General features: G+C 68.7%; 13 protein-coding genes. 11 read left to right on the forward strand and 2 right to left on the reverse strand.

The window, feature by feature from the left end:
- Positions 1–118 precede the first annotated feature (118 nt).
- The gene (gene lysX / locus A5673_RS21195; protein WP_082958872.1) at positions 119–3460 is read right to left on the reverse strand and encodes a bifunctional lysylphosphatidylglycerol synthetase/lysine--tRNA ligase LysX; all 3342 of its coding nucleotides are present in this window, start codon (positions 3458–3460) and stop codon (positions 119–121) included.
- 436 nt (positions 3461–3896) lie between these two features.
- Here lysX and infC point away from each other — a divergent pair, with 436 nt between their 5' ends.
- The 4 genes from infC to A5673_RS21215 are packed head-to-tail and all read left to right on the forward strand — an operon-like array spanning position 3897 to position 6009.
- Positions 3897–4505 (forward strand): translation initiation factor IF-3, encoded by a 609-nt coding sequence (infC, locus tag A5673_RS21200; protein WP_082958875.1) that lies wholly within the window; start codon positions 3897–3899, stop codon positions 4503–4505.
- A gap of 51 nt (positions 4506–4556) precedes the next feature.
- Entirely contained in the window at positions 4557–4751 is a 195-nt protein-coding gene (rpmI, locus tag A5673_RS21205; RefSeq protein ID WP_068236980.1) for a 50S ribosomal protein L35, read from the forward strand.
- 58 nt (positions 4752–4809) lie between these two features.
- The gene (gene rplT / locus A5673_RS21210) at positions 4810–5205 is read left to right on the forward strand and encodes a 50S ribosomal protein L20 (protein ID WP_067112669.1); all 396 of its coding nucleotides are present in this window, start codon (positions 4810–4812) and stop codon (positions 5203–5205) included.
- 9 nt (positions 5206–5214) lie between these two features.
- Positions 5215–6009 carry an RNA methyltransferase gene (locus A5673_RS21215; RefSeq protein WP_068236986.1) on the forward strand — a complete coding sequence of 265 codons (795 nt, stop codon included), beginning with the start codon at positions 5215–5217 and terminating at the stop codon, positions 6007–6009.
- On the opposite strand, the gene A5673_RS21220 is transcribed toward A5673_RS21215, so the two are convergent.
- A complete protein-coding gene (locus tag A5673_RS21220; RefSeq protein WP_068236989.1) occupies positions 5996–7039 on the reverse strand; it encodes an oxygenase MpaB family protein in 1044 nt (347 codons plus the stop codon). The two genes, A5673_RS21215 and A5673_RS21220, sit on opposite strands and share 14 nt — an antisense overlap.
- Before the next feature lie 50 nt (positions 7040–7089).
- On the opposite strand from A5673_RS21220, the gene A5673_RS21225 reads away from it, so the two are divergent.
- The 7 genes from A5673_RS21225 to A5673_RS21255 all read left to right on the forward strand — a co-directional run bounded on the left by A5673_RS21225 (position 7090) and on the right by A5673_RS21255 (position 16476).
- Complete coding sequence (locus A5673_RS21225; RefSeq protein WP_231971397.1) at positions 7090–8052, forward strand: PE family protein; 963 nt, start codon at positions 7090–7092, stop codon at positions 8050–8052.
- A 206-nt stretch (positions 8053–8258) separates the two neighbouring features.
- On the forward strand, positions 8259–9221 hold the full coding sequence (locus A5673_RS21230) for a PE family protein (protein ID WP_082958873.1): 963 nt from the start codon (positions 8259–8261) through the stop codon (positions 9219–9221).
- A 141-nt stretch (positions 9222–9362) separates the two neighbouring features.
- Positions 9363–10301: an adenylate/guanylate cyclase domain-containing protein gene (locus A5673_RS21235; protein ID WP_082958874.1), complete on the forward strand. Its 939-nt coding sequence runs from the start codon at positions 9363–9365 to the stop codon at positions 10299–10301.
- Positions 10302–10319: 18 nt separating this feature from the next.
- Entirely contained in the window at positions 10320–11138 is an 819-nt protein-coding gene (locus A5673_RS21240; protein ID WP_068237004.1) for a rhomboid-like protein, read from the forward strand.
- Positions 11139–11263: 125 nt separating this feature from the next.
- Entirely contained in the window at positions 11264–12307 is a 1044-nt protein-coding gene (pheS, locus tag A5673_RS21245; RefSeq protein ID WP_068237007.1) for a phenylalanine--tRNA ligase subunit alpha, read from the forward strand.
- Positions 12307–14793, forward strand: a complete 2487-nt coding sequence (gene pheT, locus A5673_RS21250; protein ID WP_068237012.1) for a phenylalanine--tRNA ligase subunit beta — start codon at positions 12307–12309, stop codon at positions 14791–14793. The genes pheS and pheT overlap by 1 nt, the downstream gene beginning before the upstream one ends.
- A gap of 156 nt (positions 14794–14949) precedes the next feature.
- The gene (locus A5673_RS21255; RefSeq protein ID WP_068237019.1) at positions 14950–16476 is read left to right on the forward strand and encodes a PE family protein; all 1527 of its coding nucleotides are present in this window, start codon (positions 14950–14952) and stop codon (positions 16474–16476) included.
- Positions 16477–16590: the final 114 nt, after the last annotated feature.

The following is a 16590-nucleotide window of genomic DNA, read 5'->3' on the forward strand; positions in this document are numbered from 1 at the left end:
CGGCGCCGCGGGAAGGGGCATCGGGGCGGTCACGTCACTCATTGTGATGGATCGTTAACCGCGCCGGAACCTAATCGCCGAATGTCCGCCGCGCCGCCGGCAGCGGTTCAGGGCACGTTCAGTGCGGCTTGGCCAGCGGAAATGGGAGGGTCTCGCGGATGCTGCGGCCGGTTATGAGCATGACGAGCCGATCGATGCCCATGCCCATGCCGCCGGTGGGCGGCATGGCGTATTCCATGGCCTGCAGGAAGTCTTCGTCGAGCTCCATCGCCTCGGGGTCCCCGCCGGCGGCCAACAGCGACTGCTCCTGCAGGCGGCGCCGCTGCTCCACCGGATCGGTCAGCTCGCTGTAGGCGGTTCCCAGCTCGACGCCCCACGCCACCAGGTCCCAGCGCTCGGCGACGCCGCGCTGGCTGCGGTGCGGCCGGGTCAGCGGCGACACCGAGGTGGGGAAGTCGATGTAGAAGGTCGGCTGCTCGGTCTTGTCCTCGACCAGGTGCTCGTACAGCTCGAGCACGACGGCGCCGGAGTCCCAGTGCGCGCGATAGGGAATGTGGACGGCGTCGGACAGCTTGCGCAGCGCCGCCAGCGAGGTCTCGGTGTCGACGCGCTCGCCGAGGGCTTCGGACACCGCGTCGTACACGGTCTTCACCGGCCAGCTGCCGGAGATGTCGACCGGCTCGAGGCGCCCGTCGGTGCCGTCACCGCCGCTGCGGGGCCGCAGCACCGTCTGCTCGCCGTTGGCGGCCTGTGCGGCGTTCTGGATCAGCTCGCGGCAGCCATCGATCCACACCTTGTAGTCGGCGTGCGCCTGGTAGGCCTCCAGCAGGGTGAACTCGGGATTGTGGCTGAAGTCGACGCCCTCGTTGCGGAAGGCGCGGCCCAGTTCGAACACCCGCTCGACGCCGCCGACGCACAGCCGCTTGAGGTACAGCTCGGGCGCGATGCGCAAGAACAGGTCCATGTCGTAGGTGTTGATGTGCGTGACGAACGGCCGGGCGGTGGCGCCGCCGTGGATCTGCTGCAGGATGGGCGTCTCGACCTCGATGAAACCCTTGGCGAACAGCGTTTCCCGCACGGACCGCAACACGGCGCTGCGGGCCTTGATCAGATCGCGCGATTCGGGGTTGACCGCCAGGTCGACGTAGCGGGTGCGCACCCGCGCCTCGGGGTCGGTCAGCCCCTTCCACTTGTTCGGCAACGGCCGCAGGCACTTACCGATCATCCGCCAGTCGCGCACCATCAGCGAGCGGGTCCCGTTCTTGCTGTATCCCATGTGCCCGGTCATCTCTACCAGGTCGCCGAGATCGATGGCCGCGGTGAAATCGGCGGTGTGGCTGCGCTCCAGGTGCGAATTGTCCAGCAGCACTTGAATTTCGCCCGACCAGTCACGCAGCTGGGCGAACAGCACGCCGCCGTAGTCGCGTATCCGCAAGATGCGGCCGGCCACCGACACTCTTTCGTCATCGTCGGCGTCCAGCGCGCGGGCGATGGTGTGGCTGGGCGGGGCTCCCACCGGGTACGCGTCGACCCCGTTGCGCTGCAAGACCTTCAACTTGGCCAGCCGCACCCGCACCTGCTCGGGCAGGCGGGACCGGGATTCCTCGGCCTCGGCCGCGCTGGCGCCGCGCTGCAGCCCGCTCACGTCCGGCGCCGATCCGTCGTGATGCAACAGCCCGGACTCCGCCAGCCTGGCCGGCACGGCGGGGTGGTGCCCGGTGTGCGTCTTGCGCCGGCTGAACGGGAACGAGAGGAACCCCTCGGCCAGGGCCGAGGCGACGCCGACGCGGGGGACCAGCCGGGCGTCCTCGTAACAGGCGTAGCGGGGAACCCAATCGGGTTGGTACTTCATGTTGGAGCGGTACAACGTCTCCAGCTGCCACCACCGCGAGAAGAACAGCAGGAACCCGCGCCACAACCGGGCAACCGGACCGGCGCCCAGCTGCGCGCCCTGCTCGAATGCGGACCGGAACATGGCGAAGTTCAGCGAGATGCGAATGATGCCAAGGGTTTCCGCGTTCAGGGCGAGGTCGCTGACCATGAGCTCGATCGTGCCGTTGGGGGACTGCGGGGAACGGCGCATCAGGTCCAGGGAGACGCCGGTGCTTCCCCACGGGACCAGCGACAGCATCGCGACCACCCGGCCGTCGCGGTCCAGGGCCTCGACCAGCAGGCAGTCCCCGTCGGCGGGATCGCCGAGCCGGCCCAGCGCCATCGAAAAACCGCGTTCGGTCTGGGTGTCGCGCCAGGCGTCGGCGCGCGAAATCGTGTCGGCCATCTCGTCGGCGGAGATGTCGCGGTGGCGCCGGATGCGCACCGTCAGCCCCGCCCGGCGGGCCCGCGTCACCGCCTGGCGCACCCCGCGCATGTCGGGGCCGGACAGCTTGAAATCGGACGCTCGCAAGATGGCCTCGTCGCCCAGCTCCAGCGCGTTGAGCCCGGCCTCCCGAAACGCCTGGGCCCCCTGCGAGCTGGCGCCCATCACCCCGGGCGCCCAGCCGTAGGTCTGGCACAGCCCCAACCACGCGTCGATGGCCTGCGGCCACGCCCGCGGATCGCCCACCGGATCGCCGCTGGCCAGGCAGACGCCGACCTCGACCCGGTAGGTGACGGCGGCCCGACCGCTGTGCGCGAACACCACCGACTTGTCGCGGCGGGTCGCGAAGTAACCCAGGGAGTCGTTCTTGCCGTACAGCTCCAGCAGCCCGCGGATCGCCGACTCGTCCTCACCGGTGAGCGCGTTGTCGGCGCGCTGGGACTGGAACAGCACAATCGTCGCCGCGATCAGCGCGAGCGCGCCGAACAGCCCGAAGACGGCGTTGAGCAGGACGTGCGGCCGGCCGGTGAACGCGTCGGGATCGACCAGGGAGAACCCGACGACCCGGTTGACCACGTACCAGAAGCGCGAGTCCGGCGCCAGCGTGCCCGGGAACATCTCGACGAGGCCCCAGGAGGCCAGGATCCCGATCACCCACCCGGCGACCAGCACCGCGGCCGCCTTGAACAGGGCGGCCTGGCGCACCTTGGCCCAGAACTGCCGATAGGACAGGACCAAGAGCACGATCGCGACGATGTGCACCGCAAAACCGAGGTTCTCGCCGAAGGATTCGGCCGCGGTGTTGTCGCCGGCGGCGATGTCGGCGGCGTTCAGCGCGGCGGCCAGGATCATGTTGCCGAGCAGCAGCACCCAGGCGACGCGTTTGCGCGCGGTGAGCGCGGCGGCCAGCAGGGCCAGCACGAACGACCACGCGATGCTGGTGTCGGGGAAGTTGAACAGGTAGTCGTTGATGAATTCCCGCGGGACCTTGATCAGCCACCGGATCAGCGGCGACACGCTGGCGACCAGTGACAGGGTCGCGATGACGCCGACCGTCCAGCCCGCCGCCGCCGGCACCCACCGATACCGGGAGTTCGGCTGGCTGCCCGAACGCGGGCCGAAGCGGGACGTAGCTACAGTCACAGACCGCGAGGATATGCCCTCAACCCATGAAAATCCTGACGAAGCGCCAAGAGCCGCGACGGGCAGTTACCGACGGTCCCGAAGCGGCGCCACCGGGGCCGAACCCGCAGACGTGCTGGAAGAGGCCCTACGGCTGCTAAACTGTGGGCTGCGACCATCCCGGTGCACGCCGGGGAACAGTAAGTGGAGTCCCACTCCCACCGCTAGCCGCGAACCAGGCTTCGAGCCGTTTCCAGGCGACACGGTCCGGTCACAGGCATCGTGGTTGCCTGGTCCGCGTAGCGCGGGCGGCTGAGACGAGCCGCGATCGGTCGGCATTGGGCCCTGCTGGTGCAGGGCTTTTTTGCTGGTGGTGCCGGGTATCCACCGCTGAACCTCCGACGGGCGTTTGGACTGGCCGCCACCGGAGAACCAGAAGCCCAACAAGGGAGGCCCCATCAGCACTGAGACCCGCGTCAACGAGCGCATCCGCGTACCTGAGGTCCGATTGATCGGCCCAGGAGGGGAGCAGGTAGGCATTGTGCGCATCGAAGACGCACTGCGCGTCGCCGCGGATGCCGATCTCGATCTCGTCGAAGTTGCCCCGAACGCCAGGCCGCCGGTCTGCAAAATCATGGATTACGGCAAGTTCAAATACGAGGCGGCGCAAAAGGCGCGCGAATCCCGCCGGAACCAGCAGCAGACCGTCGTCAAAGAACAAAAGCTGCGACCCAAAATCGACGATCACGATTACGAGACCAAGAAGGGCCACGTAATCCGCTTCCTGGAGGCGGGATCGAAGGTCAAGGTCACCATCATGTTTCGTGGACGCGAGCAGTCGAGGCCCGAGTTGGGCTACCGATTGCTGCAGCGGCTGGGCGCGGACGTCGCCGAATACGGATTCGTCGAAACGTCCGCCAAGCAGGACGGCCGCAACATGACGATGGTGCTGGCGCCGCACCGCGGCGCGAAGACCCGCGCCAGGGCGCGGCATCCCGAGGGACCGGGGAGCGGTGCGGCGACGGACACCGACGCGGCGGCGGACACAAACCCGTCGGCCAACTGACCTGACAGCGCGAGCAACGACGAGCGCTACGAGAAAGTAAGTAGAGGAAACATGCCCAAGGCCAAGACCCACAGCGGGGCTTCGAAGCGGTTCCGGCGCACCGGTACCGGAAAGATCGTGCGCCAGAAGACGAATCGGCGCCACCTGCTCGAGCACAAGCCCACCAAGCGAACCCGGCGGCTCGACGGCCGCACCGTGGTGGCAGCCAACGACACCAAGCGCGTCAACAAGCTGCTCAACGGCTGACCAGCCAACCCCGACCCTGACGAACCATTTACTGCCGCAACGAGAGTAGGAACATCCCATGGCACGCGTGAAGCGGGCGGTCAACGCCCACAAGAAGAGGCGCAGCGTCCTGAAGGCCTCGAAAGGCTATCGCGGCCAGCGATCCCGGCTCTACCGCAAAGCCAAAGAGCAGCAACTGCATTCGCTGCAGTACGCGTACCGCGACCGCCGGGCGCGCAAGGGCGAATTCCGCAAGTTGTGGATCTCGCGGATCAACGCGGCCGCGCGCGCCAACGACATCACCTATAACCGGCTGATCCAGGGCCTCAAGGCCGCCGGCGTCGAGGTGGACCGGAAAAACCTCGCCGACATCGCGATCACCGACCCGGCGGCATTCACCGCGCTGGTCGACGTCGCCCGGGCGGCCCTGCCCGACGACGTCAACGCCCCCTCGGATTCGGGAGAGGCCGCTTAACCCGCGACCATGCCCGCGGCCCTCACGGAACGCTCGGCCCGGGTGGTCGCGGCGGTCAAATTGCACCGGCACGTCGGCCGCCGGCGCGCGGGGCGATTCCTGGCCGAAGGGCCCAACCTGGTCGAGGCCGCGTCGGATCGCGGGTTGATCCGCGAGGTGTTCGTCACCGAACTCGCCGCGCAGCGGCACGCCCCGCTGCTGGACGTCCAGGACTGCCCGGTCCACCTGGTGACCGAGCGGGCCGCAAAGGCCCTGTCGGACACCGTCACCCCGACGGGATTGGTCGCGGTGTGCGAGATGCCGGCGACCCGGCTCGAGGACGTGCTGGCCGCCCCGCCGCGGTTGGTCGCGGTTCCCGTCGCGATCGGTGAGCCCGGCAATGCCGGGACGCTGATCCGCATCGCCGACGCCATGGGCGCGGGGGCGGTGATCCTCGGCGGGCACAGCGTCGACCCGTACAACGGCAAGTGCCTGCGCGCCTCGGCGGGCAGCATCTTCTCCATCCCGGTCGTCGCCGCGCCCGACGTGCCCGCCGCCGTCGCCGCCTTGCGCGCCGCCGGGCTGCGGGTGCTGGCAACCACCGTCGACGGGGCGACACGCCTCGACGAGGCGGACCTGGCCGCGCCGACGGCCTGGTTGTTCGGCGCCGAGGCACACGGGTTGTCGCCCGAGCTCGGGGCGGCGGCGGACGGCCGCGTGTGCATCCCGATGTCGGGCGGCGCCGAGAGCCTCAACGTCGCCGCCGCCGCGGCGATCTGCCTCTACCAGAGCGCACACGCTCTGGGTCTGCTCAAGCGGCCCTGACGCGCCCCCGGGCCGGCCGCAGTCCCGCCAGCGAGAGCGTGCCGTGCACCAGCGAACCCGCCCGCTCCATCAGCGCTTTGGCCGGGTCCAGAGCGGATCGCGGCCGCGGCGGGAAGTAATGCATCGGCATCCCACGGCGATCACGCGGCGGCCCCATGAACGCCGGGGCCTCGACCAGGGGGGCGTCGCTGGGCAGCCGCCCCTGCGCCCGGCGGTAGGCCGCGAGCGCGCGCGGGTGCAGCCGGATCTCGTCGGGGACGGCCAAAAACGCCAGCTCGACGGCCTTGCCGAACAGGCGCAGCAACACCTCGTCGCCCGCCGTCCAATGCATCCCCGCCTTTTCGCGAACCGCGGGCTCGAACAGCCCCGCCGCGATCCAGCGCTGGCCGGCCACCAGCGGCTTGAACAACTGGTCCCAGACCGGCGTCGGCATCAGCACGAACTTGGGTTTGGGAATCCGGATCTTGAAGATGTCCAGCGTCGCCTGGTTGATTTCCAGCTCGTCGCGGCAGACCCGGTCCCAGTACTCGCAGAACTCCTCCCACGATCCGGGCACCGGCCGCATGCTCATGCCGTACATCCGGTACCACTGCACGTGCTCGTCGAAGAGTTGCCGTTTCTCGGCCTCGGTCAGGCCGCCGCAGAAGTAGTCGGCCACCTTGATGATGAGCATGAAGAAGGTGGCGTGCGCCCAGTAGAAGGTGTCCGGGTTCAGCGCGTGGTAGCGACGCCCCGCGGCGTCGACGCCCTTGATGGTGCGGTGGTAGCCCTTGATCTGCTGGCCGGTCTCGGCCGCCCGCTCACCGTCGTAGACCACGCCCATGATCGGGTAGACCGAGCGGGCCACGCGCTGCAGCGGCTCGCGCAGCAGGATGGAATGTTCCTCGACGCCGGCGCCCAGCTCCGGATACATGTTCTGAATCGCCCCGATCCAGACGCCCATCATCCCGGTGCGGAGGTCACCGAAATACTTCCAGGTGAGCGAGTCGGGTCCCAGCGGATCGTCGGATGTCGTTGCCATGGCAGTCATCTCGTCCTCCTGCGCCTAACTGCGCTCACGATAAGCTCTGACAACACGCGTTGTCTAGAATTTCGGCGGGCGCGTCGGGCGACGTTGTCGAGTCGCAACTTCCGCGTGACTGGGGCTGGTTCCGGCGGCATCCGGAAACCGCGATAACGTATCTGAGTACGGCTATTTTCAGACGCGTTGTCGGCTGTTACCCTTTGTTCTCGCCGCTAGTTCGGCGGGCTGCGTCATCGTTTGTCGGCCAAGGAGGCACGCCAATGTCGTCGCTGAATGTCATCCCGGAAATGGTGTCCGCGGCGAGCGGGAATTTGCAGAACTTGGGCTCCGCGTTGCGCAGCGCGAATGCGGCTGCGGCGAGCCAAACCACGGCGGTCACAGCGCCGGCCGCCGACGAGGTCTCGTCGGCGATTTCGGCGGCCCTCGGTGCGCACGGCCAGGAATTCCAAGCGATCAGCGCCAGGGCGGCGGCCTTCCACGACGAGTTCGTGAATTTGTTGAACGGCGGTGCCGCGCAGTACCTCAATGCCGAGGCGGCGAACGCTCAGCAAACATTGGCCAACGCCGTTACTTCGCCCGCCAGTGGCGTCGCCGCCGCTGCCGCCAATGCCGCGGACACGGTCGACAACGCTTTCGGCGCCATTAATATCAACTATCCATTTGGCCCCTTGGGGATGTCGCTCAGCGCGACCCCGATCTTCGTCAGCGACGGCATGGGCGGATCGATGCTGAGCGGGCTGATCGGAACCGGCGCCGTGACCTATAACCTTCCGTGGGCCTCCGGGGTATTGGCGTCCGCGAACGTCAGCGAGGGCTTCACGGCCGGGGGCGGGTGGTTTGGCCACATCCTCGAAACCTGGCCGCTCGGTGCTTGGGTGACGGTCGACGGAACGGGGAGCTTCTTCCCCCTCGGAATCAGCAGCTTGGCGTACAACTTCGACGGTTTGGAGATTTCCATTCCCGGGACCGGCGTGCTGGGCCCCTTTGTCCCGAATGTGACCTGGAACCCCAATCCCTGATATTGGCCCGCCCGCGCCCGGGCGGCGCAGCGGTTCGGTAATCCCTGAGCAATGAAATTCGGGCCGGCTAAATTGCGCCGGAACGCAAATCGCTTGCCGCTGAAAGGACTTTAGTCCTCTGTCGAAAAGATGCCTTCGCTGTTACGATCACTTCGCCTAGACCTGCTTGGTGATCTGCGTGGTGAGCTATTCCAAGAAAGGGTGCTATGTCATTTATCAGCGTCGTGCCGGACGTAATGACTGCGGCGAGCGCAAATCTCACGGATATCGGATCTTCACTGCGGGCGGCCCATGCGGCGGCCGTGGCCCAGACGACCGCGATCGCGGCGCCGGGTGCCGATGAGGTGTCGGCGGCGATCACGTCGTTTTTTGGTTCGGCCGGCCAGGAATTCCAAGCCCTCGGCGCGCGGGCATCGGCTTATCACGACAACTTCGTGGGCGCATTGAATGCCGGTCTCGGTCAGTACGTCAGCGCCGAAGCCACCAATGTCCAGCAAACGTTGGCAAGCGCAGTGAATGTTCCGGCAGCTGCCGCCGCAGAGTCCATCAACACTCCGTTTGGTCCCGTATCGCTCACGTTCGGCGGCAGTCTGCCAACACCGCCGGGCACGCCCGGCCCCTTCTCGGGATTCGCCAATGCGACCAACGCGCTGTTTGGCACAGCAAACATCACGGTGTCCGGGAACGTGTTGAATAACCCCATCTACGGTCTCGGGACGGAATTCCAGGTGACCGGGGGCACCTTCACCGCGCCCCAGCTGCTGTCGTTCCTCGCCGCCGGCGCGGGACCGACCGTCTCGGGCAGCGCCTCGCTCATGAATAGCGTCAATACGCTCATCGCCGATTTGCAGACGGGCAATTTGCCGGGAGCCGCATTGGCGCTTGTCAGCGCTCCCGGCAATTATTTGGCCGCCGTGACGATAGGCTCTACCACGGTCAACATTCCGATTGATACCACGGCTTACGGTGGCCCGGTCGGTACCCTGAGTATTCCCTTCGAGGGTGTTTTCGCCTCGCCCCAGCCGATAACGGCGTCGTGGCCGACGTTTTCCGTCTCGACCGGTGGGCCCACGTACCTCGTCGACGGCGTCACCAATCTTCCCATTGGAAGCACGAGTGGTTTCGTTCCCTATCTGCTGGGCGGCATCGCGAGCCTATTCGGTTTGTAGTCCCTGCACCGGGCGTCCCGTCGGACTTCGAAGCCGTCGAGTCGAATGGCGAGCGGCGGCGTGGCTTGCTTGCTGCGAGATGCGACACAGCCGCGGCGACCGTCGTTGCCCGCTTCTCCCGGGACCGCCTAACCTGGCCAAGTGGAACTCGCGCCTCGCGATCCGGACCCGGGCGAGCCCTCAGAATCCGACCGGAAGTCACCCTCCGAGGCGGTGCGAACGGTGGCGCCTCCGGATTCGAAACGGCGCTCCCCGGCGTCCGCGGCCGGCCAGTGGTTGCGCAGCAGCAATCACAGCCCTGGTGTGGTGGCGTTCGTGCGGCGCGCGCGACGGCTGCTGCCGGGAGATCCCGAGTTCGGCGACCCGCTGTCCACCGCGGGTGACGGCGGTCCGCGCGCCGCGGCCCGCGCCGCCGACCGGCTGCTGGGCGACCGCGGCGCGGTCTCGCGCGAAGTCAGCCTCGGCGTCCTGCAGGTGTGGCAGGCGCTGACCGAGGCGGTGTCCCGGCGGCCGGCGAACCCCGAGGTGACGCTGGTGTTCACCGATCTGGTGGGTTTTTCGACCTGGTCGCTGCACGCAGGCGACGACGCCGCCCTGGTCCTGCTGCGACGAGTGGCGCGGGTCATCGAGCCGCCGCTTCTTGACGCGGGTGGACACATCGTCAAGCGCATGGGCGACGGGCTGATGGCGGTGTTCGGCGATCCGACGGTCGCGCTGCGGGCGGTGCTGGTCGCCAACGAGGCGCTGAAGTCGGTTGAAGTCGCGGGCTACACCCCCCGGATGCGGGTCGGCATCCACACCGGCCGCCCGCTGCGCATGGCCGCGGACTGGCTCGGCGTCGACGTCAACATCGCCGCGCGGGTTATGGAACGGGCCACCAAAGGTGGAATCATGGTGTCGAGCTCGACGTTGGACCTCATACCGCAAACCGAGCTGGACGCGTTGGGCATCGTCGCCAAGCGTGCGCGCAGGCCCGTCTTCGCGGGCAAGACCGCTGGCGTTCCCGCCGACCTGGGGATATATCGCCTGAAGACTCTCAAGGAGTTAACAGCCTTTGATCACACCGACGAAACAAATTAGCCCGCATAATGGATGCCAATGATTGGGGGCATCTTCTCCCGGCTCGCCCGGGTCCGGTTCACCGTGGGTTACGTCGCGCTTCTGTTCGCGATCAGCTGCGCCATCCTGGCGCTCGGCCCGCACGCGCATGACGTGCTCGTTCAGCGTGCCAGCACCAACCTGCACAACCTGGCGCACGGCCACGTCGGCACCCTGCTGGGCAGCGCGCTGGTCGTCGACGCCGGGCCGCTGTACTTCTGGTTGCCGTTCCTGACCTGCCTGCTCGCGCTCGCGGAGCTGCATCTGCGCACCATCCGACTGGTGGTGGCCTTCCTCGTCGGCCACATCGGCGCGACGCTGGTGGTGGCCGCCGCGCTGGCCGCCGCCGTCGAGTTCGGGTGGCTGCCGGTGTCGATCACCCGGGCCAGCGATGTCGGGATGAGCTACGGCGCCCTCGCGGTGCTGGGCGCGATGACGGCGGTGATCCCGCAACGCTGGCGGGCCGCCTGGGTCGGCTGGTGGGTGGCGGCGGGCCTCGCCTCGGCGATCATCGGCGGCGATTTCACCGACGCGGGTCACACCGTCGCCGTGGTCCTGGGCGTGCTGGTGTCCGCCCGCTTCCAGCAGCCGGTCCACTGGACGCCGCTGCGGGTCCTGATGCTGGCGGCGTCCGCGGGCTTCGGCTTTTTGATGCTGGCGCACCACTGGGGCACCATGGCCGCCGCGCCGGTGTTCGGTGTCCTGGGCGCCCTGGCGGCCCACAAGATCTTCCAACTGGTCACCGGGCGCGGCGCCCTGCCGGTTTTGCCGGTGGTCGACGACACGCTGGCCGGTCCGCAGCCGGTCGCGGCCGGCTAGCCACTCGCGCGCCCGTCCGCGCAGCAGGCGCCCGGTGTGCTGCACCGAATCGCCTATGATCAGCACTTGCGCTGGGCGCATCCAGCCGTTCGGAACAGCCTCGTCAGCAAGGAGAGTGCCGCCGCGTGGGCGATCAACCCGTTGACCTGTCGCCGGAAGCTTTGGCCAAGGCGGTCAGCGCCGCCCGGCAGGCCATCGCAAGCGCCGGCGATCTGGACGCGCTGGCACGGGTCAAGACCGAGCACCTCGGCGACCGCTCGCCGCTGGCCGTGGCGCGCCAGGCGCTGGGCAGCGTTCCCAAGGGCGAGCGGGCCGACGTCGGCAAACGCGTCAACGTCGCGCGCGGCGAGGCCCAGAGCAGCTACGACGACCGGCTGGCGACGTTGCGCGGCGAGCGCGACGCCGCGGTCCTGGTCGCCGAGGGCATCGACGTCACGTTGCCCTCGACTCGGCAGCCGCCCGGCGCGCGGCACCCGATCACGATCTTGGCCGAGCACATCGCCGATACGTTCATCGCGATGGGATGGGAGCTGGCCGAGGGGCCCGAGGTCGAGACGGAACAGTTCAACTTCGACGCCCTGAACTTCCCCGCCGACCACCCCGCCCGCAGCGAGCAGGACACCTTCTACATCGCGCCCGAGGACTCCCGGCAGCTGCTGCGCACCCACACCTCGCCGGTGCAGGTGCGCACCCTGCTCGAGCGGGAGCTGCCGGTGTACGTCATCTCGATCGGCCGCACGTTTCGCACCGACGAGCTCGACGCCACCCACACCCCCGTCTTCCATCAGGTCGAGGGCTTGGCGGTGGACCGGGGCCTGTCGATGGCGCACCTGCGCGGGACGCTCGACGCGTTCGCGCGCGCCGAGTTCGGGCCCACCGCGCGCACCCGGATCCGCCCGCACTTCTTCCCCTTCACCGAGCCGTCCGCCGAGGTGGATGTGTGGTTTGCCAACAAGAAGGGCGGCGCCGACTGGGTGGAGTGGGGCGGTTGCGGCATGGTGCACCCAAACGTATTGCGCGCCGCGGGAATCGATCCCGAGGTCTACTCCGGATTCGCGTTCGGCATGGGCCTGGAACGCACGCTGCAGTTCCGCAACGGGATCCCGGACATGCGCGACATGGTCGAGGGTGACGTCCGGTTCTCGTTGCCGTTCGGGGTGGGTGCGTGATGCGCGTTCCCTACAGCTGGCTGCGCGAGGTCGTCACCGCCGGCGCCCCGGGCTGGGACGCATCCCCCGGTGACCTCGAGCAGACGTTGGTGCGCATCGGCCACGAGGTCGAAGAGGTCGTCACCCTGGGCCCGGTCGACGGACCGCTGACGGTCGGGCGCGTCACCTCGATCGAAGAGCTGACCGAATTCAAGAAGCCGATCCGGGCCTGCCTGGTGGATGTCGGCGAGGACAAGCCCCGTGAAATCGTCTGCGGGGCAACCAACTTCATGGTCGGCGACCTGGTTGTGGTGGCGCTGCCGGGCACCACGCTACCGGGCGGCTTCGCCATCACCGCCCGCAAGACCTACGGCCGCACCTCGGACGGAATGATCTGCTCGGCGGCCGAACTCGGTTTGGGCGCAGAGCATTCCGGGATTTTGGTGCTGCCGCCCGACACCGCCACGCCCGGCGACGAGGCGGCCGGAGTGCTGGGGCTGGACGACGTGGTTTTTCACCTGGCCATCACCCCCGACCGTGGCTACTGCATGTCGGTGCGCGGCCTGGCCCGGGAGATCGCCTGCGCCTACGACCTGAACTTCGTCGACCCGGCGGACGTCAAGCCGCTGCCGGTCGAGGGAGAGGCCTGGCCGCTGACTGTCGACGCCGAGACGGGCGTGCGCCGCTTCGCGTTGCGCCCCGTCACCGGGATCGACCCCGCCGCGGTGTCGCCGTGGTGGCTGCAGCGCCGGCTGCTGCTGGCCGGCATCCGCGCGACCTCGCCCGCGGTGGACGTCACAAACTACGTGATGCTCGAGCTCGGCCACCCCCTGCACGCCCACGACCGCAACCGCATCACCGGGGGCCTGGGCGTGCGGTTCGCGCGGCCCGGCGAGACCGTCGTCACGCTGGACGACATCGAGCGCCGGCTCAACCCGGCCGACGTGCTCATCGTCGACGACACGGCGACGGCCGCGATCGGCGGCGTGATGGGCGCGGCCACCACCGAGGTGCGCGACGAATCCACCGACGTACTCCTGGAGGCCGCGGTGTGGGACCCGGCCGGGGTGTCGCGCACCCAGCGCAGGCTGCACCTGCCCAGCGAGGCCGCCCGCCGCTACGAGCGCGCGGTGGACCCGGCCATTTCGGTGGCCGCGCTGGACCGCTGTGCCGGGCTGCTCGCCGAGATCGCCGGGGGAGAGGTTTCGCCGACGCTGACCGACTGGCGCGGCGATCCGCCTGTCGACGACTGGTCCCTGCCGCCGATCCGGATCGCCGCCGACCTGCCCGACCGGTTCGCCGGGGTGGCCTACCCGCCCGGCACGACGGCCCGGCGCCTGGCGCAGATCGGCGCGGCGGTCGCGGACGGGGGCGACACCCTGACCGTGATGCCCCCGAGCTGGCGCCCCGATCTGCTGCAGCCCGCGGACCTCGTCGAGGAGGTCATGCGGCTGGAGGGGCTGGAGGCCATCCCGTCGGTATTGCCGGCGGCCCCGGCCGGCCGGGGACTCACCGCGCTGCAAAAGCGTCGCCGCGCCATCGGCAAGGCGCTGGCCCAGTCCGGCTACGTCGAGATCCTGCCGACGCCGTTCTTGCCGGCCGGCGTCTTCGACCTGTGGGGCCTGCCGGCCGACGACCCGCGGCGCGCGGCGACGCACGTGCTCAACCCGCTGGAAGCCGACCGTCCGGCGCTGGCCACCACGCTGCTGCCGGCGCTGCTGGAAGCGTTGGGCCGCAACGTTTCCCGGGGGCTGGTCGACACCGCGCTGTTCGCCGTGGCGCAGGTGGTTCAGCCCACCGAGCAGACCCGCGGTGTCGAGCTCATTCCGGTCCATCGCCGGCCAACCGAGGCCGAGATCGCCACCCTGGATGCGTCGCTGCCGCGGCAACCACAGCACGTCGCCGCGGTGCTGACCGGACTTCGTGAACCCCGGGGGCCCTGGGGTCCCGGCCGTCGGGCCGAAGCCGCCGACGCGTTCGAGGCGGTGCGTATAGTGGCGCGCGCCAGCGGGATTGACGTTCGTCTGCGCGCGGCCCAACAGTTGCCCTGGCATCCGGGCCGGTGCGCCGAGGTGCTGGTGGGACAGACGTGCGTCGGTCACGCCGGCCAGCTTCATCCGGCCGTCATCGAGCGCTCGGGCCTGCCCAACGGGACCTGCGCGATGGAGCTCAACCTCGATGCGATCCCCATCGTGGACGCCCTGCCGGCACCCAGGGTGTCGCCGTTCCCGGCCGTCTTCCAGGACGTCAGCCTGGTGGTGGCCGCGCACGTACCGGCCCAGGCGGTGGCCGACGCCGTCCGGGAGGGCGCGGGTGAGCTGCTGGAAGACCTGCAGTTGTTCGACGTGTTCACCGGTCCGCAGATCGGTGCGGACCGCAAATCGCTGACGTTCGCGCTGCGCTTCCGCGCTCCCGATCGCACGCTGACCGAGGACGACGCGAGCGCGGCGCGCGAGGCGGCGGTGCGCCGCGCCGCCGAGGCCGTCGGCGCCGAATTGCGCGGCTGAAAACCGGCCGAGAGGCGCGCCGAGCTGGGAAAAGCCCCCCGGGCTGCCTGTGAGTTTCCTGGAAGTTATTTACGCGTTAAAAAATTGCGTTGTAGGCTCCCGGTCTTGTAGACGACCGCCGGTCATTGTCCCCCAGTGCACCGAGGAGTGTTTGCCATGTCGTATCTCGTCGCAATGCCGGATCGGGTGCAGGGCGCCGCCCAGGAGCTCGCGGGCATTCGTTCGTCGCTGGCCGAGGCCGCCGCCGCCGCGGCGGGACCAACCACCGGGATCGCGACCGCGGCCCAGGACGAGGTGTCCATCGCGGTCGCGTCGTTGTTCGGCAATTTCGGTGGGCAGTTCCAGGCACTCAGCGCCCAGGCCCAGGCGTTTCACGCGGAGTTCGTCAGCCTGTTGAATGCGGGCGCCGGTGCCTACCTTGGCACGGAGGCCGCCAACGCCGGTCAGGGTCTCCTTGGAGGGCAAGCGATTTCGCAGGCGGTTACCGGCTTCGAGAGCCAACTGGGTGCGCTCGAGGCGGGCGGGGCGCCTGGGCTGGTCACCGGCCTCAACGCCTTCGGTGCGGGCGTCGCGGCCCCGTATCAGGCCCTGGTCGCGAACACGGCGGCCAACCTGCAAAGCATCGGAAACACCGTGGCGGCCAATCCGATGCCGCTCCTGCACCAGTTCGTCAACAACCAGATCTTCTACGGCGAAACCGTCGCCGCAACGGTCGGCGCCGGCATCCAAAACCTTCCCGCCGAGCTGGCCAATTTGCCGGTCACCCTGCAGACCGGCCTGCAAGGCCTGGCGGCATTCAACCCGGGCGCGTTGCTGCAGCAGTTCGTCAACAATCAGATCGGCTACGCCCAAACGGTTTTCACCGGGCTGGTGACGGCACCCCGCGACTTCGTGACCGGGTTGACCGCCTTGCCGGCGAGCTTCCAGGCGGCCGGACAGGCTCTCGCTGCGGGAGACATGGTCGGCGCGGCGAACATCCTGGGCCAGGGCGTCGAGAGCGTCTTCCTGCCCGGCTTCGCCATCGCCAACCCGGGCCCCGGCATCCTCACGATCACGCCGACGGGGCCCCTGGGCGACCTGCTGCCGATCTTTTCCATCCCTGGGCAGATGGCGCAGAACTTCACCAACCTGCTACCCCCCGGGTCGATACCGCGGTTGATGGCGCAGAACGCCGCCAACCTGATCGAGACGGTCACCAGCACGGCGAACACGCTCGATATCATCGCGGGCACGCTCACCTTCGGCATGCCTCTGGAGGTCATCTTCGACGGGATCGGTGCGCCGATCAACGCGTTGAGCGCGCTCAACTCCAGCTGGGTGGCGTTTGGCACCGCGCTGCAGACCGGGAACGTGGGCGCGGCCGTCGCCGCGGTCCTCGACGCGCCGGCCGTCGTCGCGAACGGCTTCCTCAACGGGACCACCTTGGTGTCGCTGCCGCAGGTCAGCTTCGAAAGCCTCGGGGCGCCGGGCGTCTATTCAGTCGTCGAAATTCCGTTGGGCGGGATCCTCACCCCACTCAGCCTGCCCCCGACGTTCCTCGTGGCCGGCGGTGAGTCCCAGCAACTGACGCTGGCGGGCGGCACCGGGTTCGGTGGCCTGATCCCGGGCATGCTGAACATCGAGTCGGAGCTGGCGCAGGCGATCGCACTGCCCGCCCCCACGCTTCCGTCGTTCCCGTTCTAGTTGTCGAAAGGCAACTCGCCCGCCCTCCGCGGCTGATCTACGACCCCCTGCGCGGGTTTCTACGCCCTTTGGCCGATGGTCTGCGTCGGCAACGACGCGAAGATCTTACTTTCG

Source organism: Mycobacterium sp. E3198 (assembly GCF_001667015.1).
GTDB lineage: Bacteria > Actinomycetota > Actinomycetes > Mycobacteriales > Mycobacteriaceae > Mycobacterium.

Bases quoted from the DNA above. Each gene is read 5' to 3' on its own strand.
- A5673_RS21255 (WP_068237019.1), top strand. From the start codon at position 14,950: ATGTCGTATCTCGTCGCAATGCCGGATCGGGTGCAGGGCGCCGCCCAG.
- A5673_RS21220 (WP_068236989.1), bottom strand. From the start codon at position 7,039: ATGACTGCCATGGCAACGACATCCGACGATCCGCTGGGACCCGACTCG.
- A5673_RS21215 (WP_068236986.1), top strand. From the start codon at position 5,215: ATGCCCGCGGCCCTCACGGAACGCTCGGCCCGGGTGGTCGCGGCGGTC.
- A5673_RS21230 (WP_082958873.1), top strand. From the start codon at position 8,259: ATGTCATTTATCAGCGTCGTGCCGGACGTAATGACTGCGGCGAGCGCA.
- pheT (WP_068237012.1), top strand. From the start codon at position 12,307: ATGCGCGTTCCCTACAGCTGGCTGCGCGAGGTCGTCACCGCCGGCGCC.
- rpmI (WP_068236980.1), top strand. From the start codon at position 4,557: ATGCCCAAGGCCAAGACCCACAGCGGGGCTTCGAAGCGGTTCCGGCGC.
- A5673_RS21240 (WP_068237004.1), top strand. From the start codon at position 10,320: ATGATTGGGGGCATCTTCTCCCGGCTCGCCCGGGTCCGGTTCACCGTG.
- rplT (WP_067112669.1), top strand. From the start codon at position 4,810: ATGGCACGCGTGAAGCGGGCGGTCAACGCCCACAAGAAGAGGCGCAGC.